This window comes from Amycolatopsis suaedae (genome assembly GCF_004214935.1).
GTDB classification, from domain to species: Bacteria; Actinomycetota; Actinomycetes; order Mycobacteriales; family Pseudonocardiaceae; genus Amycolatopsis; species Amycolatopsis suaedae.
Genome location: NZ_SFCC01000018.1, coordinates 64,316 through 83,345, shown reverse-complemented (window position 1 = coordinate 83,345; position 19,030 = coordinate 64,316). Strand labels below are relative to the sequence as shown.

Genomic DNA, 19,030 nt, shown 5'->3' with positions numbered 1-19,030 from the left:
GACATCCCGCCCGGGGCCGTTTGCCGCCGGACCGGCGGGGTAGCCGACGGATCGGACATTCCGCTGCACAGGGAAGGTGGACGACGTGAAGGCTCTGGCCTGGCACGGCCGACGTGACGTTCGGGTCGACTCGGTACCCGACCCGCAACTGCGCAAGCCCGACGACGTGATCGTCCGGATCACCTCGACCGGGCTGTGCGGCTCGGACCTGCACCTGTACGAGGTGCTCGGCCCGTTCCTGGATCCCGGCGACATCCTCGGCCACGAGCCGATGGGGGTCGTCGAGGAGGTGGGCAACGACGTCAACGCGGTGCAGAAGGGCGACCGCGTCGTCGTGCCGTTCAACGTCTCCTGCGGCAGCTGCTTCATGTGCGGGCAGGGGCTGCACTCGCAGTGCGAGACCAGTCAGGTCCGCGAGCGCGGGACCGGCGCGTCGCTGTTCGGCTACACCAAGTTGTACGGCCAGGTGCCCGGCGGGCAGGCCGAGTACCTGCGTGTGCCGTTCGGCAACACCCTGCCGATCAAGGTCCCCGAGGGCCCGGCCGACGACCGTTACGTGTTCCTCTCCGACGTGCTGCCCACGGCGTGGCAGGCCGTCGAGTACGCGGCGGTCCCGCCGGGCGGCAGCCTGGTCGTGCTCGGCCTCGGCCCGATCGGCGACATGGCGGCGCGGATCGCGCTGCACCGGGGCGCGGGTGAGGTGATCGGCGTCGACCGCGTGCCCGAACGCCTGGCCAGGGCCACCGCGCGGGGCGTGCGGACCGTCGACCTGGACGAGCACCCCGACGACCTGGCCCAGGTGATCAGGGAGATGACCGGCGGACGGGGACCGGACTCGGTCATCGACGCCGTCGGGATGGAGGCACACGGGTCGCCGGTGGGCAAGATCGCGCAGCAGGTCGTCGGCCTGCTGCCCGACCCGATCGCGGCCAGGCTGATGGAGCGCGGCGGGCTGGACCGGCTGAACGCGCTGTACCTGGCCATCGACATCGTGCGCCGCGGCGGCACCATCTCGCTGTCCGGCGTGTACGGCGGGATGGCCGACCCGATGCCCATGCTCACCCTGTTCGACAAGCAGATCCAGCTGCGCATGGGGCAGGCCAACGTGCACCGCTGGGTGGACGACATCCTGCCGTTGCTCACCGACGAGGACCCGCTGGGCGTCGACGACTTCGCCACCCACCACCTGCCGCTGGACGAGGCGCCGCGAGCCTACGAGATGTTCCAGAAGAAGCAGGACGGCGCCGTCAAGGTGCTGTTCCGGCCGTGAGGCGGTGTCATTCCTCCCGCATCCGGGCACGCAGCTTGCGCAGCGTCTGCGACAGCAGCCGGGACACGTGCATCTGGGAGATGCCGATGCGCTCGGCGATCTGGGTCTGCGTCTGGTTGCCGAAGAAACGCAGCATGAGGATGGTGCGCTCGCGGTCGGGGAGTTCTCTCAACAGGGGCTGGAGAGCTTCGTGGTTCTCCACGGCCTCCAGCCCCGACTCCTCGAACCCGAGGGTGTCGCCGAGGGACACGGTCTCCGAGTCGTGCATCACCGGCTTGTCCGTCGACACCGAGCGGTAGGCGTTGCCCGCCATCAGGCCCTCGGCGACGTCCTCGACGTCCATGTCGAGTTCCTTGGCGATCTCGCTCGGTGTCGGCGCCCGGCCCAGCCGCTGGGCCAGCGTGCCGGCGGCCTGGCTGGTCGCCAGGTGCAGTTCCTTGAGCCGCCGGGGCACGCGGACCGACCAGCCGGTGTCGCGGAAGTGCCTGCGTACCTCGCCCATGATCGTCGGAACGGCGAAGGAGAGGAAGTCGGAGCCCCGGTCGGGCTGGAACCGGTCGATGGCGTTGATCAGCCCCAGGCGGGCGACCTGGACGAGGTCGTCGTGTGGCTCACCACGTCCGGAGAACCGGCGGGCGACGTGCTCGGCCAGCGGCAGGTACTCGGTCACTAGGCGGGTCCGCACCGTTTCCCGGCGCGGATCGCCGGGGGGCAGTGAGTGGAGTTCGTCGAACAGCTCGGCACAATGTTCGTACGTCGTCATCCGGCGGCCACCTGACGCCGCTTGACCAGGCTGACCGAGGCCACACAGGAGCCGTCCGCGCCCGGCTCGGTGCGCAGTGACACGTGGTCGGCGACGGTCTGCATGACGTGCCAGCCGAATCCCGCTTCCCTGGGCGCCCGTTCCATGGACACCGGGGCGGTGACATGGATGCGCAACTCCTCCGCGGTCAGCGTGAACTGGCAGGTGACGTCGCCACCCGCCACCGCGGCGACGATCAGCGACGAGACCGCCTCGTCCACGGCGATCTTGAGGTCGGCGACCGAGTCGAGGTCGAAGTCGGCCTCGGTGGCAATCTGCTCGGTGAGCAGTCTGAGCAGCGACAGCCGTTCGGGCTCGGCCGGCAGGCGTAACTGCACCGGCCGCCGGATCGAGGTCGCTGTTCCCACGTCGCCCATGTGTTCGGGCTACCCCGTCGACCGACCGTCCACACGTGGCGAAGCCGGGTGTTTAGTTCTGTACACACTGGCAACCACTGCGTTCATGACCGCTTCCCCCGTACGCCCGTTACGCGTCCTGGTCTGGCACGTGCACGGATCGTGGACGACCTCGCTGGTCCACGGCGGACACACCTACCTGCTGCCCACGAGGTCGTCGGGCGACTGCTGGGGCCGTGGCCGGGCAGGCAGGCCCTGGCCGGAGTCCGCCGTGGAGGTGCCGGTCGAGGAACTGGCCCACACCCCGGTCGACGTCGTGGTGCTGCAGCGGCAGGAGGAACTGGAGCTGGTGCACCGCTGGCTGGGACGGCGCCCGGGTGAGGACGTGCCGGCCGTGTTCGTCGAGCACAACACCCCGAAGGGCGACGTGCCGAACACCCGGCATCCGATGGCCGACCGGCCGGACCTACCGGTCGTGCACGTCACCCACTTCAACAACCTGGTGTGGGACACCGGCACCGCGCCGGTGGTGGTGATTCCGCACGGGATCGTCGACCCCGGCGAACGCTACAGCGGCGAGCTGGAGCGGGCGGCCGTGGTGGTCAACGAGCCGGTGCGACGCTGGCGGGTCACCGGAACCGACCTGTTGCCGGCGTTCGCCAGGGCGCTGCCGCTGGACGTGTTCGGGATGGGCCTGGCCGATCTCGGGCGGCGTACCGGGGTGGGTGAGCCGCGGCTCACGCCGGTCGGTGACCTGGACACCGCGCGGCTGCACGAGGAGATGGCGCGCCGCCGGGTGTACCTGCACACGGCACGCTGGACCTCGCTCGGGTTGTCGCTGCTGGAAGCCATGCACCTGGGCATGCCGGTGGTCGCGCTGGCCAGCACCGAGGCGGTCCGGGCGGTGCCGGCGGAGGCCGGGGTCGTCTCGGCCGACGTCGCCGAGCTGACCTCCGCGCTGACCGAACTGGCCGGTGATCACGGGCTGGCCACCCGGATGGGCAAGGCGGCGCGGGAGTTCGCGCTGGACAACTACGGGCTGGATTCGTTCCTGCATGCCTGGGACGTGCTGTTCGAGCGGCTGCTGGACGAGTGGGAAGGAGTCCGATGAGGATCGCGATGGTCTCCGAGCACGCCAATCCGCTGGCGGCGCTGGGTGAGGTGGACGCCGGTGGGCAGAACCTGCACGTGGCCGAGCTGTCGGCGGCGCTGGTACGCGGTGGGCACGAGGTCACCGTCTACTCTCGCCGGGACGACCCGGAGGTCGAGCAGGAGGTGACCGCGCCGGCCGGGTACCGGGTGGTGCACGTGCCGGCGGGTCCCGCCGAACGCATCCCGAAGGACGAGATGTTGCCCTACATGGGCGAATTCGGCCGGTTCCTCGAACACGCCTGGTCGGCGGAGCGGCCCGACGTCGCGCACGCGCACTTCTGGATGTCCGGGCTCGCCTCGGTGCTCGCGGCCAGGAACTGCGACCTCCCAGTGGTCCAGACCTTTCATGCGCTGGGGGTGGTGAAGAAGCGGTACCAGGGGTCCGCCGACACGAGCCCGGCCGAACGTGTGCGGATCGAGCGGATGATCGGCAGGGAGGCCAGGCGGGTCGCGGCGACCTGCACCGACGAGGTGTTCGAGCTGACCCGGCTCGGCGTGCCGAGGGGACGGATGTCCGTGGTGCCGTGCGGGGTCGACCTCGACCGGTTCACCCCGTCCGGCCCGGTGGCGGACCGGGGCGCGCGGCACCGGGTCGTCTCGGTCGGCAGGCTGGTGCCACGCAAGGGTTTCGACACGATGATCACCGCGCTGAGCCGGCTGTCGGACACCGAACTGGTGATCGCAGGCGGTCCGCCCGCGGGCAGGCTGGACGACGACCCCGAGGCCATCCGGTTGCGGGAACTGGCCGGAAAGCTCGGTGTCGGCGACCGGGTCCACCTGCTCGGCCAGGTCGACCGCGCGGACATGCCGGCGTTGCTGCGCTCGGCCGATGCCGTGGCCTGCACACCGTGGTACGAGCCGTTCGGCATCGTGCCGCTGGAGGCCATGGCCTGCGGCACGCCGGTGGTCGCCACGGCCGTCGGCGGGCTGACCGACACCGTCGTGGACGGGGTGACCGGCGCGCTGGTCCCGCCAAGGGAACCGCGCCTGCTGGCGGCGGCCGTGGGCAGGCTGCTCGCCGACGACGCGTTGCGGGAGGGCTACGGCTTCGCCGGCGTCGACCGCGCCCAGGCGCGGTACAGCTGGGACCGGATCGCGCTGGACAGCCTGAAGGTCTACGAGCGCGTGCTGCACCCGGGCGCGCTGCCCGCCGCCGTCGCGGAATGAGTCAGCCGACGTAGCGGCGCGCCACCGAGGTGCGCTGCGGCTCCTCCAGCAGCCGCAGCCCGTGCTCGACGTGCGCGGGCACCACCCTGCGTTCACGCAGTACCCAGAGCACCCCGCGCAGCGCCTCGGTGACCGCTCCCAGCGTGGCCAGGTCGGCCGGTGCCGACAGCAGGACGGTCGCGCTGCGGCGCAGCGCACTGCGTACCGGCCTGCGCAGCCACAGTGTCCACAGCGTGTTGCGGATGCCCAGTGCCCGCCTGCGCCGGGGATCGCGGGCGGTGGACGGGCGGTGCGTGATCACCACGTCCTCCGCCCAGCACATCCACCAGCCCGCGGCGGCCAGGTCGAGTGCCAGCAGTTCCTCCTCGCCGCCCAGCCACATCCGTTCGCTGAACCCGCCGGCGTGCCGGAAGGCCGACACCCGCACCATCGACAGCCCGGCCATGATGCCGAGCAGTGCCGGGCCCGGCAGCCACTCGGGGCCGGGAACGGGGGAGTCCCGCAGCTCCGGGGTCAGCGGGTCCTCGGTCAGCTCCGGCTCGACCAGGCACCGCCCGGTCACCGACGCCAGCCCGGGATGGGCGTCGAGCAGGTCGGCGGCCCGGCTCAGAGCGCCGGGTTGCCAGACGGTGTCATCGTCGCAGAACGCGACGTACGGCGTGGTGACCTCGCGGACAGCGACGTTACGGCCCGCGCCACCGAGGTTGCGGTCGGCGGCGATCAGCCGTACGCCGGGGAACTCGGCCGCGACGGCGCGGGCGGTACCGTCGGTGGAGGCGTTGTCCACCACCACGATCGGTGCCGCGTCGGGCAGTGCCGTCATCCGCGCCAGCGTGCCGAGCAGCTCGGCCCTGCGGTTGTGCGTGATCACCACGACGGTGACCCTGGGTTCGTCCATCAGTGTCCGTGCTCCCTCTCCAGCAGCCGTACCTGCTGTTCCAGCCGGGACGGCAGTTCCCTTCGCTGGGCCAGCGCCGTGGGCAGCCGCCGCGCGGCCTGGCCGAACGCCTTGCGGGCCAGCGGGTCCGTGGCCGCGCGCCGCAGCACGTCGGCGGTGTGCGTCAGCGCGGTCCGGCGCGGCCTGCGCAGCCAGCTGATCAGCAGCCGGTTGCGTTCCTCCAGCATCCGCCGGTGCTCGCCGGGACGGCCGGGGCTCGGGTGGTGGCGGGCCCGTACACCGTCCACATGGCACAGTTGCCAGCCCGCCGCCGCCAGGTCGTAGGCGAGCAGTTTCTCCTCGGCGGCGAAGTGCAGCAGGCGGCTGAACCCGCCGACGGCGAGGTAGGCGTCCCGGCGTACCACGCTCGCGCAGGCGAGAAACCCCAGTACGGCCGGACCGGGCAGCCCGTCGGGGCGGCCGAGCGGGCTGGCCGCCATCAGCCGGGCCACCGGGTCCGGTTCACCGCGGGGGTTCACCACCGGGGTCGCGGCGATCAGTCCCACGCCGGGGTGTTCGTCGAGCACCCGCTCGGCCAGGGGCAGCGCGCCGGGTTCCCACCAGGAGTCGTCGTCGCTGAACGCGACGTACGGCGTCCGCGCGCCCGCGACGCCGAGGTTGCGGGCGGCCGCACCTTCGTTGCGGCGCAACGCCACCAGTTCGACGTCGGGATAGCGCGCCCGCACGGTGCCTGCGGTTCCGTCGGTGGAGCCGTTGTCGAGCACGATCACCGGTGGCCGGGGACGCAGTGCCCGCAGGTGGTCCAGCGTGCGGGTGAGCTGGTCGCGGCGGTCGCGGGTGGCGATCACCACCGTGATGCGTCCGGTCACCGGGATTCCTCCCGCAGCAGCGTGGCGAGGCGGCCGGTGAGCGTCTCCTCGGCGCGGCGGCGGTCGTCGGCCAGCCGGGCGGCCTCCGGCGAGCGGCACCAGCGCAGCCAGCCGTCCAGCTCACCGGCGCTGACCTGGCCGGCCGGCAGCAGCGCGGGCCAGCGCAGCGCGTGTGCCTGCGCGGTGACCTTGCCCCCGCCTGCCACCGGGTCGACGGCCAGCGCCGGCACGCCGGCCCGCAGTGCCAGCACCAGCCCGTGCAGCCGGGTGGTCACCACGGCGTCCATGCGGCGCAGGACGGCCAGGAACTCCTCCGGTGTCGACGGGTTGCGCCACTGGGCGGGGTCGACCCGGGAGTCCAGCTCGACGACCGCGCAGCCGTTGTCGCACAGCCACTTCCGGATCGTGTCGTGCACGGTGTGGTGCCGCCGTCGCTCGCCGTACTCGCGTTGTCCCGGCGCGAACACCGCGCCCACCACCGGGACGGGCTCGGCGGGCCCGCCCACACTGAGGTCCACTGTGGACTCGGTCGCGTCGTCGCGGGGCAGCACGTGGTGGAATCCGGTGACGGCGGGATCGGCCGGGTCGACGACGGACACCCCGACGGCGATCCGGCGGCACCGGGCGAACCGCCGGTGCAGCGCCCGGACCTGCTCGCCGTGAGCGGGCCCGCAGGCGAACACCAGGTGGCTGTAGGCGTCCGGGTCGACGGTGGCGAGGTCGGGGCCGCCGGGGTACAGGTTCGGACTGTGCACCTGGTCGGCCGGTACGCCCAGCGCCGCCAGCGCGTCGGCCACCCGGCGCATGCTCAGCAGGTCCCCCGCGGTGGCCTCGCCGTCGACGAAGCTGGGCCACCCGGTCAGCAACACGCGCATGCCGTGGCTCTACCCGGATCCGCGGCGGGGAAACGCGTTTGGCCGCCGGGGTGGCGGGTAGCCGCCGCGGCATGCGCACTGTGGTCACCGGAGGAGCCGGGTTCGTCGGGTCGCACCTGTGTGAGCGGCTGCTGCGGTCCGGTGACCGGGTGGTCTGTGTGGACAACCTGGTCACCGGCAGCAGGGACAACCTGGAGGCGTTCGACGGTCATCCGGCGTTCGAGTTCGTCGAGGCCGACGTCACCGAGGGCGTGCCCGTCCGGGGGCCGGTCGACCGGGTGCTGCACCTGGCCTGCCCCGCGTCGCCGCGGCACTACCTGGGAATGCCCACGCGGACCCTGCTCACCGGGTCGCTGGGTACCCAGCACGCGCTGGAGCTGGCGATGCGGCACGGTGCCCGCTTCCTGCTGGCGTCGACCAGCGAGGTCTACGGCGACCCGCTCGTGCACCCGCAGCCGGAAACGTACTGGGGCAACGTCAACCCGATCGGCCCGCGCAGCGTCTACGACGAGGCGAAGCGGTACGCCGAGGCGTGGACGTCGGCGTGCCGCCGTGAGTTCGGCGCGGACACGGTGATCGCCCGGATCTTCAACACCTACGGCCCGCGCATGCGTGCCGACGACGGCCGGATGATCCCGGCGTTCGTCGGCCAGGCGCTGGCGGGCGAGCCGCTGACCGTCCACGGTGACGGCACGCAGACCCGTTCGGTCTGTTACGTCGACGACACCGTGCGCGGGCTGATCGCGCTGGCCGGCAGCGACCTGGCCGGGCCGGTGAACATCGGCAACCCGCAGGAGCTGCCGGTGCGGCAGCTGGCCGGCGAGATCCTGGAGCTGACCGGCAGTACGGCGCGGTTGACCTACGTCGAGGCGGCCGAGGACGATCCGCGCCGCCGCTGCCCGGACATCGAGGTGGCGCGGACCCGGCTGGGCTGGCGCCCGCTGGTGGGGCTGCGCGAGGGCCTGGCCCGGACCGTGGACTGGTTCGCCGCCCGCACCGCGCCCGCCCTGGCCGACTGAGGTCCGCGGAGGCCGCTGCCGTGAAGGGGGCCCTCACGGCGTCTCATGCCGTGAGGGCCCCCGTCACGGCATGTCGGATGCCGGGCGCGGCCCGCCCCAAGCTCGTGAAGGCCACCTTCATTACGTGTGACGTGATGAAGGTGGCCTTCACGTGCTGTGGTCGTCGCCCGCCCGGCCAGGGAGAGTCGCTTCGGGCTGTAGGCGACTGACCGGCTGGGCGAGCCGATTGGTCCAGGTGGCGTTTGGAGTCGACTGCGCCGGGTAGCGGTATGGACGTAAGGCCCCAAGCCCCAGGAGGTGACCGGTGCGGATTCTCGGGATCAACGCCGTCTTCCACGACCCGGCCGCCGCACTCGTCGTCGACGGCCGGATCGTCGCCGCCGCCGAGGAGGAGCGCTTCAGCCGCCGCAAGCACGGCAAGCGGCCGGTTCCGTTCTCGGCGTGGGAACAACCCGAACTGGCCGCACGCTGGTGCCTGGACCAGGCGGGGCTGCGTCCCGGGGACCTCGACGCCGTCGGCTACTCCTACGACCCCGAGGTCGTCGACCACGGGCTCGGCGGGCTGGACCCGGGCTGGGAGGAACTACGCACGACGTTCGCCCGCCGCGCACCGCACTTCCTCGCCACCGCGCTACCCAGCCTGGACACCGGAATCGTCCGGTTCGTCCGGCATCACGTCGCGCACGCCGCGTCGGCCGGACTGGCAGCGCCGGTGGGCGACTCGGCGGTGCTGGTCGCCGACGGACGCGGTGAGGCGACGTCGTACCTGGCGGGGGAGTACCGCGACGGCAAGCTCGTCGAGCTGGCGGCGCAGCGGCTGCCGCACTCGCTCGGCCTGTTCTACGAGGAACTCACCGAGCACCTGGGTTTCGCGCGCTCCAGCGACGAGTACAAGGTGATGGCGCTGGCGTCCTACGGCACCCCGCGGTTCCTCCCGGCGTTGCGCAAGGCCGTGTACGCCACCGGCGACGGCGGGTTCCGCACCGATCCGGTCGACCTCGCGGGGTTCGCACCACGCCGCACCGGCGGCGAGCTGCTGCCCGAGCACGCCGACCTGGCCGCCTCGGCGCAGCAGGTGGTCGAGGAAGTGCTGCTGGACCTCACCTCCTGGCTGCACGAGCAAACCGGCCAACGGTCGCTCACGCTCGCCGGCGGCATCGCGCTGAACTGCGTGGCCAACACCCGGCTGCATGCCGAGGGCCCGTTCGACGAGGTGTGGGTCCAGCCCGCCGCCGGCGACGCCGGTACCGCCCTGGGCGCGGCCCTGCACCTGGCAGCCGAACTGGGCGAGCCCGTCGAACCGATGCGCGGGGCCGACCTGGGCCGCGGCTGGTCCGACGACGAGCTGGCCGGCTGGCTCGACCGGGCCAGGCTGCCCTACGAACGGCCGGACGACGTCGCCGCCGCCGTCGCCGAGGCACTGGCCGCCGACCAGGTGGTGGCCTGGTTCCAGGGCCGCGCCGAGTTCGGCCCGCGCGCGCTGGGGCACCGGTCGCTGCTGGCCCACCCGGGCCACGAACGCAACACCGAACGCCTCAACGAGGTGAAGGGCCGCGAGCAGTTCCGGCCGATCGCCCCGATGGTGCTGGCCGACCGCGCCGCTGACCTGTTCGGCCGCGGCCCGATTCCCAGTCCGTACATGCTGTTCGTGCACGACGTCGCCCCCGAGTGGCGCGACCGCATCCCCGCGGTGACGCATGTGGACGGAACCGCCCGCATCCAGACCGTCGACCGCGCCGACGAGCCACTGCTGGCCAGGATGCTCACCGAGTTCGAGCGCCGGACCGGTATCCCCACGGTCGTCAACACCAGCCTCAACACCGCGGGACGGCCGATGGTCGACGACCCGCGGGACGCGCTGGAGTGCTTCGGCTCCAGCCCGGTCGACGTCCTGGCACTGGGCCCGTTCCTGGTGCGGAGGCCCCGATGAGCTACGCCGTGGTGATCCCCACCGTGGGCAGGCCCGAACTGGCCGGCCTGCTGACCGGGCTCGACACCACGCCCGGCCCCGCGCCGGACGAGGTCGTGGTCGTCGACGACCGGCCCGCCGGTGAACCCCTCGAACTGCCGGAAACCGGGTTTCCGTTGCGACTGCTGCGATCCGGCGGACGTGGCCCGGCCGCGGCCCGTAACACCGGCTGGCGTGCCACCGGCGCCGACTGGGTGGTCTTCCTCGACGACGACGTCTGCACCGGACCGGACTGGCGTCGCCGCCTGGCCGCCGACCTGCGTGAGCTTCCCGCCCGCGTCGCCGGATCGCAGGGCCGGATCGTCGTGCCACTGCCGGACGGCCGCCGCCCGGCCGACGACGAGCGCGGCACCGCCGGGCTGGCCGGGGCCAGGTGGATCACCGCGGACATGGCTTACCGCCGGGAGGCGCTGGAGGCCGTCGGCGGGTTCGACGAGCGGTTCCCCCGCGCCTACCGGGAGGACGCCGACATCGCCCTGCGGATACTCGACGCGGGCTACGCGCTGGAACGCGGCGACCGGGTCACCGTCCACCCCGCCCGCCGCGCCGGTTTCCTGGCCAGCCTGCGGGCACAACGCGGCAACGCCGACAACGCCCTGCTGCGCAGGCTGTACGGCCGCGGCTGGCGGCGGCTGATCGGCGAAGGGCCGGGCAGGCTCGGCAGGCACGCGCTGGCGACCGCCGCGGCGGTCACCGCCGTGGCCGCGCTGCCGTGGTCGCGCAAGGTGGCGGCCGTCGCCGCCGGGCTGTGGACCGGGCTGACGGCGGAGTTCGCCGTGCGCCGGATCGCGCCCGGCCCGCGCACGCCCGACGAGATCGCCCGCATGCTGCTCACCAGCGTCCTCATCCCGCCCGCCGCCTGCTACCACCGCCTCCGCGGAGAAATCGCCGCCCGCGGGCACCGCCGCCCGCCGAAGGCCGTGCTGTTCGACCGCGACGACACCCTGATCACCGACCGGCCCTACCTCGCCGACGCCGACGGCGTCGACCCGGTGCCCGGCGCGGCCGAGATCCTGCGGCGGCTGCGGGAATCCGGGGTGCGGGTCGGCGTGGTGTCCAACCAGTCCGGTGTGGCCCGCGGCCTGATCAGCCCCGCGCAGCTGGCCGACGTCAACGCCCGCGTCGAGCAGCTGCTCGGCCCGTTCGACACCTGGCAGGTCTGCGTGCACGGCGCCGACGACGGCTGCCGCTGCCGCAAGCCGCGGCCGGGCATGGTGCGGGCCGCCGCCCGCGAACTCGGGATCTCCCCACGGGACTGCGTGGTCATCGGCGACACCGGCGCCGACGTCGCCGCCGCGCTGGCCGCGGGCGCGGGTGCCGTGCTGGTGCCCACGGTCCGCACGCTGCCGGCCGAGGTCGACTGGGCCCGCCGCGCCGCGGCCGTCGCCGGCGACCTCGCCACTGCGGTCCGGCTGGCGACGGGGGTGCGCCGATGACCGACAAGGTCCTGATCGCCCGCCTGGACAACATGGGTGACGTCCTGCTCGCCGGGCCGTGCGTGCGCGCGGTGGCCGCCGGCGGCGACTCGGTGACGATGCTCGCCGGGCCGCACGGCCGGGACGCGGCCGCGCTGCTGCCCGGCGTCGACGAGGTCATCGAGTGGTGTGCACCGTGGATCGACCCGCAACCGCCACCGATCACCGCACACGGCATGCGGGAGTTCCGCGCCCGCGTCGAGGCCGCCGTCCCGGACCGGGCACTCATCTTGACCTCGTTCCATCAGTCGCCGCTGCCGCTGGCGCTCGCGTTGCGGGAAGCGGGCGTGCCGTGGATCGGGGCGATCAGCGAGGACTACCCGGGTGCGCTGCTCGACCTGCGGCACCGGGTCGGCGGCGACCCGCCGGAGGCCGAGCGGGCCCTGTCGCTGGCCCGCGCCGCCGGGTACGGCCTGCCGCCCGGGGACGACGGCCGCCTGGCCGTGCGCGAACCGCTGCCCGACGTCACCGAGCTGACCGGCGGTCCGGGCTACGTCGTGGTGCACCCGGCCGCGTCGGTGCCCGCCCGTGAGTGGGCCGCCGACCGCTACGCCGGCCTCGTGCGGCTGCTCGCCGCCGAGGGCAGGCGGGTGCTCGTCACCGGCAGCGGCACCGACCGTCCACGGGCCCAACGGATCGCCGGTCACGACGCCGTCAACCTCGCCGGGTGCACCGACCTGCCCGGCCTGGCGGCCGTCCTCGCCGGTGCCGACGTCCTGGTCGCCCCCAACACCGGGCCGGCGCACCTGGCCGCGGCCGTCGGCACCCCGGTCGTGTCCCTGTTCGCCCCGGTCGTGCCCGCGGCGCGCTGGGCGCCCTACCGGGTGCCGACCGTGCTGCTGGGCGACCAGCACGCCCCCTGCCGCGACAGCCGGGCCCGCCACTGCCCCGTGCTGGGCCACCCGTGCCTCAACCGGATCTCCCCGGAGACGGTCGCCGAGGCCGTGTCCGACCTCGCCGGTGCCCCACGGGCACCCGAACTGACGGGAGGAACGAGATGATCTCCGAACACATCGCCGACCTGCGGGCCGTGCTGGGTGACGTCAGTGCCGACGCACCACGGATCGAATCGTGGGGACGGCACCTCGCCTCCGTGCTGGACAGCGGAAACCGGCTGCTCGCCTGCGGCAACGGCGGCAGCGCGGCCGAGGCCCAGCACCTCACCGGTGAGCTGGTCGGCCGGTTCCAGCGCGACCGCAGGCCGTTCTCCGCCATCGCGCTGCACGCCGACACCTCGGCCGGCACCGCGATCGTCAACGACTACGGCGAACACGACATGTTCGCCCGCCAGGTCCAGGCACACGGCAGGCCCGGCGACGTGCTGATCGCGCTGTCCACCAGCGGCAGCAGCCAGAACGTCTGCGCCGCCGCGAAAACCGCCCGCGACCTCGGCCTGACCACGTGGGCGTTCACCGGTCCGCTGCCGAACAGCCTGGCCGCCCTGTGTGACGACGCGTTCGCCGTCGAGTCGCCGAGCACCGCCACCGTGCAGGAAGCACACCTGGTGCTGGTGCACGCGCTGTGCGCCGCGTTCGACCGGGCGCTGGGGATCGCGTGACCGCCGGCCCGCTGGTCGTCGTGGGCGACGCGTTGCTGGACGAGGACATCGAGGGCGCCGCCGACCGGCTCTGCCCGGACGCGCCCGTTCCGGTCGTCCGGGTGGGACGGCACTGGCAGCGCCCCGGTGGTGCCGGGCTCGCCGCCCGGCTGGCCGCCCGCTCCGCGCCGGACGTCGTGCTGATCAGCGCACTGGGCGCGGACGAGGCGGGCCGCCGGGTCGCCGCGTTGCTGGACGGGCAGGTCAGCCTGGTGGCCCTGCCGATGGACGGCGACACCCCACGCAAGACCCGGGTCCGCGCCGCGGGCCAGCCGGTGGTCCGGCTGGACCGGGGCGAGGGCACCGCCGCGACGCGACCGCTGACCGGCGACGTGCCCTCGGCACTGCACGGCGCGGGCGCGGTGCTGGTGGCCGACTACGGCCGCGGCACCGCCGCACACGCCGACGTCCGCAGGTATCTCGCGCGGGCGGCCGGGCGCGTGCCCGTGGTGTGGGACCCGCATCCCCGCGGTGCCGAGCCGGTTCCCGGCGTGCGGCTGGCCACGCCGAACTTGGACGAGGCGGAGGGCCTGGCCGGTCCGGGTGAACCCGGTGAGCTGGCCGAGCGGCTGCGCCGCCGCTGGGGCTGCGACGGCGTGGCGGTCACACTCGGCGCGGACGGCGCGGTGCTGGCCGAGGCCGGCCGGGTGTACCGCATCCCGGTGCCCGCCTCGGCCCGCGTGCCGGCGGGGGCGCGACCGGACACCTGCGGTGCGGGCGACCGGTTCGCCAGCGCCGTCGCCGCGGCGCTGTGGGAGGGTGCGCGGCCACGGGACGCGGTGACCGTCGCGGTCGAGTCGGCAGCGCGGTTCGTCGCCGCCGGTGCCGCGACGGCCCTGTCCGAGCCCGCCCGCGAGGCGCCTGCCGGAACGGCGAGCGCGTTCGCGGTGGCCGAACGCGTCCGCCGCCACGGCGGCACCCTGGTCGCCACCGGCGGGTGCTTCGACCTGCTGCACCCCGGCCACGTCGGCCTGCTCGCCAGGGCCAGGTCGTTCGGCGACGCCCTGGTGGTATGCCTCAACTCCGACGACTCGGTCCGCGGGCTCAAGGGACCGGACCGGCCCATCGTGCCGGCCGAGGACCGGGCCCGGCTGCTGCTCGCACTGTCCGATGTGGACGCCGTGGTGGTGTTCGACGAACCGTCCCCGGCCGGGGTGCTGGAGCGGCTGGCCCCGGACGTCTGGGTCAAGGGCGGCGACTACGCCGGTGCCGACCTTCCGGAGGCGGAGGTGGTGCGCAGGCACGGCGGCCGGGTGGAGCTGGTCCCGCTGGTGGCGGGCTACTCGACGACGCGACTGCTCACGACGACACGGAACGGGGAGGCGAAAGCGTGACAACGGCAAGGAAACCGGGCACGGTGCTGATCACCGGGGGCGCGTCCGGACTGGGCGCTGCCACGGTCGACGCCGTGCTGGCCGAGGGCGGCAGGCCCGTGGTGATCGACCGCGATCCGCCGGGGGCGGACGTGCTCTACCGCAAGGCCGACCTGGCCGACACCGCGGCCACCGAGGCGGCCGTCACCGAACTGGCCGAGGAGGCCGGCGGACTGGACGCGGTGTTCACCGCCGCGGGCATCGACGTGCCCGGCACGCTGGACACGGTGCCCGCCGAGGTGTGGGAGAACGTGGTGCGGGTCAACCTGTTCGGCACCGCCGCCGTCGTCCGGGCCGCGCTGCCGTACCTGGAACGCTCGCACGGCACGGTGGTCACCTGCGCGTCCACGCTGGGCCTGTCCGCGGTGAGCGACGCGACCGCCTACTGCGCGGGCAAGTTCGGCGTGATCGGGTTCAGCAGGGCGCTGGCCGCCGAGACCGCCGGGCGGATCGGCGTCACCACGCTCGTGCCGGGCGGTATGCGCACGGCGTTCTTCGACGCCAGGGAGGACCGCTACAAGCCGCCGGCCGACGCCAAGCTCAACGATCCCCGGCACGTCGCGGCCGCGGTGCTGTTCGCGCTGCGGCAGCCCGCCGGATGCGAGGTGCGGGAACTGGTGGTGTGCGCGTCGGAAGAGTCGTCATGGCCGTGACCGGCGTCCTGGCGCTGCGGGCACTCGGCCTGGGCGATCTGCTGACGGCGGTGCCCGCGCTGCGTGCCCTGTGCCGCACCGGCCCGGTCACCCTGGCCGCGCCGGAACCGCTGCGGCCGCTGGCCGGGCTGATCGACCCCGGGCTGGACCTGCTGCCGACCGCCCGGCTCGGCGACCTGAACTGGCCCGGCCCGCCCCCGCGGCTCGCGGTGAACCTGCACGGCCGCGGCCCGCAGAGCATCGGCGACCTGCTGGCCGCCCGCCCCGGACGGCTGCTCACCCACCGGCACCCGGCGTTCCCCGGTGTCGGCGGCCCGCCCTGGCAGGACGGTGTTCCCGAGGTACGCCGGTGGTGCCGGCTGCTGGAACACGGCGGCATCCCCGCCGATCCGGGCGACCTGGACCTGCGCGAGCCCACCGTGCCCAGCCCGGCGCCGGGCGCGGCCGTCGTGCATCCCGGCGCCGCCTACCCGGCACGGCGGTGGCCGGCGGACCGCTTCGCCGCCGTCGCCGGGGAACTGGCGCGGCGCGGCGAGCACGTGGTGATCACCGGGTCGGCGGGGGAGCGGGAGCTGGCCGAGCGGGTCGCCGGGGCGGCCGGGCTGCCGTCGTCGGCGGTGCTGGCCGGGCGGACCGGCCTGGCCGAACTGGCCGCGCTCGTCGCGGGCGCCACGCTGGTGGTCTGCGGCGACACCGGCGTCGGTCACCTGGCCACCGCGTTCGGCACGCCGTCGGTGCTGCTGTTCGGCCCGACCCCACCTGCCCGCTGGGGCCCGCCGCCGGAACGGACCCGGCACCGGGTGCTGTGGAAGGGAGCGCAGGGCGACCCGTTCGGCGGCGAGCCCGACCGTGGCCTGCTGTGGATCGAGGTCGACGAGGTACTGGCGGCGCTGCCCGCCGTGGCGGGAGGTACCCGATGAGTGCCGTGGGTGTCGTCGGCGCGGGTTACGTCGGCCTGACCACCGCCGCCTGCCTCGCCCATCTCGGTCACCGGGTGACCTGCGTGGACATCGACAAGTCCAAAGTGGACGATCTGGGCCGGGGCGAGGTGCGGATCGCCGAGCCGGGCCTGCCCGAGCTGGTCCGGGCGGGTCTGGAGGGTGGCGAGCTGGGGTTCACCACGGACCTGGAACCGTTGCGGGACACCACCGTCGTGCTGCTGTGCCTGCCCACCCCGCGCGCCGCCGACGGCGACGCGGACACCCGGGTGGTCGACGCGGTGCTGGACCGGCTGGAGGACCTGCTCCCCGCGGGCGCGGTGGTGGTCACCAAGTCGACCGTGCCGGTGGGCACCGCGGCCGCGATCGGCAGGCGCGGGCTGCGGGCCGTGAGCAATCCGGAGTTCCTGCGCGAGGGGCACGCCGTCGAGGACTTCCTGAACCCGGACCGGATCGTGATCGGCTCAGCCGACGAGGCAGCCGGTGACGCGGTCGCTGCCCTGTACCGCCGGCTGGTCGCGCCGGTCGTGCGGACCGACCCGGCCAGTGCGGAGCTGGCCAAGTACGCCAGCAACGCCTTCCTCGCCACGAAACTGTCCTACGTCAACGGCCTGGCGCAGCTGTGCGAACGGCTCGGCGCCGACGTCACCGAGGTGACCAGGACGATGGGCCTGGACGCCCGGATCGGCCCGGACTTCCTCGCGCCCGGCCCCGGCTGGGGTGGCTCCTGCCTGCCCAAGGACACCTCGGCGCTGTTGCGGGCCGCGGCCGGTGCCGGGGTGGAGTTCGATGTGCTGCGGGCGGCGGTGCGGACCAACGAGCGGCAGGGTGAGCGGGTCGCCGCCGCGGTGCGTGAGGCCGTCGGCGGGCCGCTGTCCGGTGCGCGGGTCGGGTTGCTGGGGCTGGCCTTCAAGGCGGGCACCGGGGACCTGCGGGACTCGCCCGCGCTGGCCGTCGCCGCGAAGCTCGCCGACGGCGGCGCGGTGCTCACCGGCTACGACCCGGCCGTCGACCCGGCCGAGCTGGACGGCTCGCGGGTGCAGGTCACCGACGACCCGTACCTGGTGGCCAAGGACGCCGAGGCACTGGTGGTGCTGACCGACTGGCCGCAGTTCCGCGACCTCGACTGGGCCCGCATGGCCGCCCTCGCCGAACGGGCGGTGGTGGTCGACACCCGCAACCTGCTCGACCCGGCGCTGCTGCGGGCACGCGGTTTCCGCCGGTACGGCACGGGTACCCGGCCGGAATGAGCGTGACAGTCCTGGAGATCACCGACCCGGCCGACGGCAGCAGGGTGGGTGCCGTACCCGTGGCCAGCCGGTCCGAAGTGGACAGTGCGCTGGCCGGTGCGCGCGCGGCGGCCGCGTCCTGGGCGCGTACCCCGGCGGCCGAACGTGGTGCCGCCGTCAAGGCCGCCGCGCGGGCCCTGCGGGAGCGGGCGGGCGAACTGGCGAAACGCAACACCGCCGAGACCGGCAAGCCGCGGGAGGACGCACTGGGCGGTGTCGAGGCCGGGATCGGCACGCTGGAGCAGTACGCCGAGCTGGGGCCGGTGCACCGCGGCCGGTCACTGCTCGGCGATCCCGGCGCGACCGACCTGATGGTGCCGCAGCCGCGTGGCGTGGTGGTGGCGCTGACGCCGTGGAACGACCCGGTCGCCGTGGCCTGCGGCCTGCTCGGCGCCGCGCTGGTCACCGGCAACGCCGTGGTGCACAAGCCGAGCGAACGGTGCCCGCACACCGGCGATCTGCTCGGTGAGGTGCTGGCCGGTGCCCTGCCGGACGGCGTGCTGCGCACCGTGCACGGCGACGGTGCGGTCGGCGAGCTGCTGACCGGCGACGACCGGGTCGACCTGATCGCACACGTCGGTTCGACGAGGGTGGGCCGGTCGATCCGGCAGCGGGCAGCCGTCACCGGCGCGAAGGTGCTGCTGGAGAACGGCGGCAACGATCCGCTGATCGTCGACGCAGGCGTCGACCCGGACTGGGCCGCCGCGCAGGCCGCGCTGGGCGCGTTCGCCAACGCCGGGCAGATCTGCGTCGCCGTGGAACGGATCTACGTGCACCGCGCCGTGGCCGAGCCGTTCACCGCCGCGCTGGCCGGCCGTGCCCGCACCAGCGTGCTCGGCCCGCTGGTGGACCGGGCGCACCGGGAGCAGGTGCACGAGCAGGTCCGCGAGGCCGTCGCCGCCGGGGCCAGGGTGGCCGCGGGCGGCGAGATCCCCGGCGGACCGGGCGCGCACTACCCGGCGACGGTGCTGACCGGCGCTACCCCGGACATGCGGGTGATGCGGGAGGAGACGTTCGGACCGGTGGCGCCGGTGCGGGTGGTCGGCGATGCCGGCCAGGCGCTGGCCGAGGCCGCCGACGACGCCTACGGCCTCGCCGCCACGGTCCTCACCGGGTCGATGGAGTTCGCCCAGCGGGCCTGGCGGGAGCTGCCGGTGGGCACGGTGAAGGTGAACGCGGTGTTCGGCGGTGCCCCCGGCGGCGCGGCCGAGCCGAGGGGCGCCAGCGGCACCGGCTACGGCTACGGCCCCGAGCTGCTCGACGAGATGACCACGACGAAGGTGGTCCACCTGCGCCCGCCCGGCGCCTGAGCGTGGCACCTGCACCGG

Annotated in this window: 18 protein-coding genes; 13 read left to right on the top strand and 5 right to left on the bottom strand. The window is 74.2% G+C overall.

Going from position 1 to position 19,030, the window contains the following annotated elements; genetic code table 11:
* Positions 1-85: 85 nt before the first annotated feature.
* The gene (locus tag EWH70_RS30080; RefSeq protein ID WP_130478937.1) at positions 86-1,270 is read left to right on the top strand and encodes a zinc-dependent alcohol dehydrogenase; all 1,185 of its coding nucleotides are present in this window, start codon (positions 86-88) and stop codon (positions 1,268-1,270) included.
* A gap of 7 nt (positions 1,271-1,277) precedes the next feature.
* Here the strand turns inward: EWH70_RS30080 and EWH70_RS30075 are convergent, their stop codons facing one another.
* Positions 1,278-2,033 (bottom strand): SigB/SigF/SigG family RNA polymerase sigma factor, encoded by a 756-nt coding sequence (locus EWH70_RS30075; protein ID WP_130478936.1) that lies wholly within the window; start codon positions 2,031-2,033, stop codon positions 1,278-1,280.
* Positions 2,030-2,449 (bottom strand): ATP-binding protein, encoded by a 420-nt coding sequence (locus EWH70_RS30070; RefSeq protein ID WP_130478935.1) that lies wholly within the window; start codon positions 2,447-2,449, stop codon positions 2,030-2,032. Before EWH70_RS30070 ends, EWH70_RS30075 begins: the two co-directional genes overlap by 4 nt.
* A gap of 85 nt (positions 2,450-2,534) precedes the next feature.
* On the opposite strand from EWH70_RS30070, the gene EWH70_RS30065 reads away from it, so the two are divergent.
* Both EWH70_RS30065 and EWH70_RS30060 read left to right on the top strand, forming a co-directional pair.
* On the top strand, positions 2,535-3,539 hold the full coding sequence (locus EWH70_RS30065; RefSeq protein WP_130478934.1) for a glycosyltransferase: 1,005 nt from the start codon (positions 2,535-2,537) through the stop codon (positions 3,537-3,539).
* A complete protein-coding gene (locus tag EWH70_RS30060; RefSeq protein WP_130478933.1) occupies positions 3,536-4,747 on the top strand; it encodes a glycosyltransferase in 1,212 nt (403 codons plus the stop codon). Before EWH70_RS30065 ends, EWH70_RS30060 begins: the two co-directional genes overlap by 4 nt.
* Before the next feature lies 1 nt (position 4,748).
* Here the strand turns inward: EWH70_RS30060 and EWH70_RS30055 are convergent, their stop codons facing one another.
* Genes EWH70_RS30055 through EWH70_RS30045 form a run of 3 tightly spaced genes read right to left on the bottom strand, consistent with a single transcriptional unit; the run spans position 4,749 to position 7,389 of the window.
* Positions 4,749-5,645, bottom strand: coding sequence for a glycosyltransferase family 2 protein (locus EWH70_RS30055; RefSeq protein WP_130478932.1), 897 nt, complete (start codon positions 5,643-5,645; stop codon positions 4,749-4,751).
* Complete coding sequence (locus EWH70_RS30050; protein ID WP_130478931.1) at positions 5,645-6,514, bottom strand: glycosyltransferase family 2 protein; 870 nt, start codon at positions 6,512-6,514, stop codon at positions 5,645-5,647. The genes EWH70_RS30055 and EWH70_RS30050 overlap by 1 nt, the downstream gene beginning before the upstream one ends.
* Complete coding sequence (locus tag EWH70_RS30045) at positions 6,511-7,389, bottom strand: polysaccharide pyruvyl transferase family protein (RefSeq protein WP_130478930.1); 879 nt, start codon at positions 7,387-7,389, stop codon at positions 6,511-6,513. Before EWH70_RS30045 ends, EWH70_RS30050 begins: the two co-directional genes overlap by 4 nt.
* A gap of 71 nt (positions 7,390-7,460) precedes the next feature.
* Here EWH70_RS30045 and EWH70_RS30040 point away from each other — a divergent pair, with 71 nt between their 5' ends.
* The 10 genes from EWH70_RS30040 (at position 7,461) to EWH70_RS29995 (ending at position 19,012) form a co-directional block, all read left to right on the top strand.
* Positions 7,461-8,408 carry a UDP-glucuronic acid decarboxylase family protein gene (locus EWH70_RS30040; protein ID WP_130478929.1) on the top strand — a complete coding sequence of 316 codons (948 nt, stop codon included), beginning with the start codon at positions 7,461-7,463 and terminating at the stop codon, positions 8,406-8,408.
* A gap of 304 nt (positions 8,409-8,712) precedes the next feature.
* Positions 8,713-10,338 (top strand): carbamoyltransferase family protein, encoded by a 1,626-nt coding sequence (locus tag EWH70_RS30035; RefSeq protein WP_130478928.1) that lies wholly within the window; start codon positions 8,713-8,715, stop codon positions 10,336-10,338.
* Positions 10,335-11,813 (top strand): HAD-IIIA family hydrolase, encoded by a 1,479-nt coding sequence (locus EWH70_RS30030; protein WP_130478927.1) that lies wholly within the window; start codon positions 10,335-10,337, stop codon positions 11,811-11,813. Before EWH70_RS30035 ends, EWH70_RS30030 begins: the two co-directional genes overlap by 4 nt.
* On the top strand, positions 11,810-12,853 hold the full coding sequence (locus EWH70_RS30025; RefSeq protein WP_165436473.1) for a glycosyltransferase family 9 protein: 1,044 nt from the start codon (positions 11,810-11,812) through the stop codon (positions 12,851-12,853). Before EWH70_RS30030 ends, EWH70_RS30025 begins: the two co-directional genes overlap by 4 nt.
* Positions 12,850-13,410, top strand: a complete 561-nt coding sequence (locus EWH70_RS30020) for a D-sedoheptulose-7-phosphate isomerase (RefSeq protein ID WP_130478926.1) — start codon at positions 12,850-12,852, stop codon at positions 13,408-13,410. Before EWH70_RS30025 ends, EWH70_RS30020 begins: the two co-directional genes overlap by 4 nt.
* Positions 13,407-14,783, top strand: coding sequence for a PfkB family carbohydrate kinase (locus tag EWH70_RS30015; protein WP_130478925.1), 1,377 nt, complete (start codon positions 13,407-13,409; stop codon positions 14,781-14,783). Before EWH70_RS30020 ends, EWH70_RS30015 begins: the two co-directional genes overlap by 4 nt.
* Complete coding sequence (locus EWH70_RS30010) at positions 14,780-15,475, top strand: SDR family oxidoreductase (RefSeq protein ID WP_205669318.1); 696 nt, start codon at positions 14,780-14,782, stop codon at positions 15,473-15,475. Before EWH70_RS30015 ends, EWH70_RS30010 begins: the two co-directional genes overlap by 4 nt.
* Positions 15,466-16,395 (top strand): glycosyltransferase family 9 protein, encoded by a 930-nt coding sequence (locus tag EWH70_RS30005; RefSeq protein WP_130478924.1) that lies wholly within the window; start codon positions 15,466-15,468, stop codon positions 16,393-16,395. Before EWH70_RS30010 ends, EWH70_RS30005 begins: the two co-directional genes overlap by 10 nt.
* Entirely contained in the window at positions 16,392-17,663 is a 1,272-nt protein-coding gene (locus tag EWH70_RS30000; protein ID WP_130478923.1) for a UDP-glucose dehydrogenase family protein, read from the top strand. Before EWH70_RS30005 ends, EWH70_RS30000 begins: the two co-directional genes overlap by 4 nt.
* Positions 17,660-19,012: an aldehyde dehydrogenase family protein gene (locus EWH70_RS29995; RefSeq protein WP_130478922.1), complete on the top strand. Its 1,353-nt coding sequence runs from the start codon at positions 17,660-17,662 to the stop codon at positions 19,010-19,012. The genes EWH70_RS30000 and EWH70_RS29995 overlap by 4 nt, the downstream gene beginning before the upstream one ends.
* Positions 19,013-19,030: the final 18 nt, after the last annotated feature.

Excerpts from the sequence above, each read along its gene's own strand:
- EWH70_RS30060 (WP_130478933.1), top strand. The coding sequence starts at position 3,536 with ATGAGGATCGCGATGGTCTCCGAGCACGCCAATCCGCTGGCGGCGCTG.
- EWH70_RS30070 (WP_130478935.1), bottom strand. The coding sequence starts at position 2,449 with ATGGGCGACGTGGGAACAGCGACCTCGATCCGGCGGCCGGTGCAGTTA.
- EWH70_RS29995 (WP_130478922.1), top strand. The coding sequence starts at position 17,660 with ATGAGCGTGACAGTCCTGGAGATCACCGACCCGGCCGACGGCAGCAGG.
- EWH70_RS30000 (WP_130478923.1), top strand. The coding sequence starts at position 16,392 with ATGAGTGCCGTGGGTGTCGTCGGCGCGGGTTACGTCGGCCTGACCACC.
- EWH70_RS30075 (WP_130478936.1), bottom strand. The coding sequence starts at position 2,033 with ATGACGACGTACGAACATTGTGCCGAGCTGTTCGACGAACTCCACTCA.
- EWH70_RS30065 (WP_130478934.1), top strand. The coding sequence starts at position 2,535 with ATGACCGCTTCCCCCGTACGCCCGTTACGCGTCCTGGTCTGGCACGTG.
- EWH70_RS30045 (WP_130478930.1), bottom strand. The coding sequence starts at position 7,389 with ATGCGCGTGTTGCTGACCGGGTGGCCCAGCTTCGTCGACGGCGAGGCC.
- EWH70_RS30040 (WP_130478929.1), top strand. The coding sequence starts at position 7,461 with ATGCGCACTGTGGTCACCGGAGGAGCCGGGTTCGTCGGGTCGCACCTG.
- EWH70_RS30005 (WP_130478924.1), top strand. The coding sequence starts at position 15,466 with ATGGCCGTGACCGGCGTCCTGGCGCTGCGGGCACTCGGCCTGGGCGAT.
- EWH70_RS30020 (WP_130478926.1), top strand. The coding sequence starts at position 12,850 with ATGATCTCCGAACACATCGCCGACCTGCGGGCCGTGCTGGGTGACGTC.
- EWH70_RS30055 (WP_130478932.1), bottom strand. The coding sequence starts at position 5,645 with ATGGACGAACCCAGGGTCACCGTCGTGGTGATCACGCACAACCGCAGG.
- EWH70_RS30030 (WP_130478927.1), top strand. The coding sequence starts at position 10,335 with ATGAGCTACGCCGTGGTGATCCCCACCGTGGGCAGGCCCGAACTGGCC.
- EWH70_RS30025 (WP_165436473.1), top strand. The coding sequence starts at position 11,810 with ATGACCGACAAGGTCCTGATCGCCCGCCTGGACAACATGGGTGACGTC.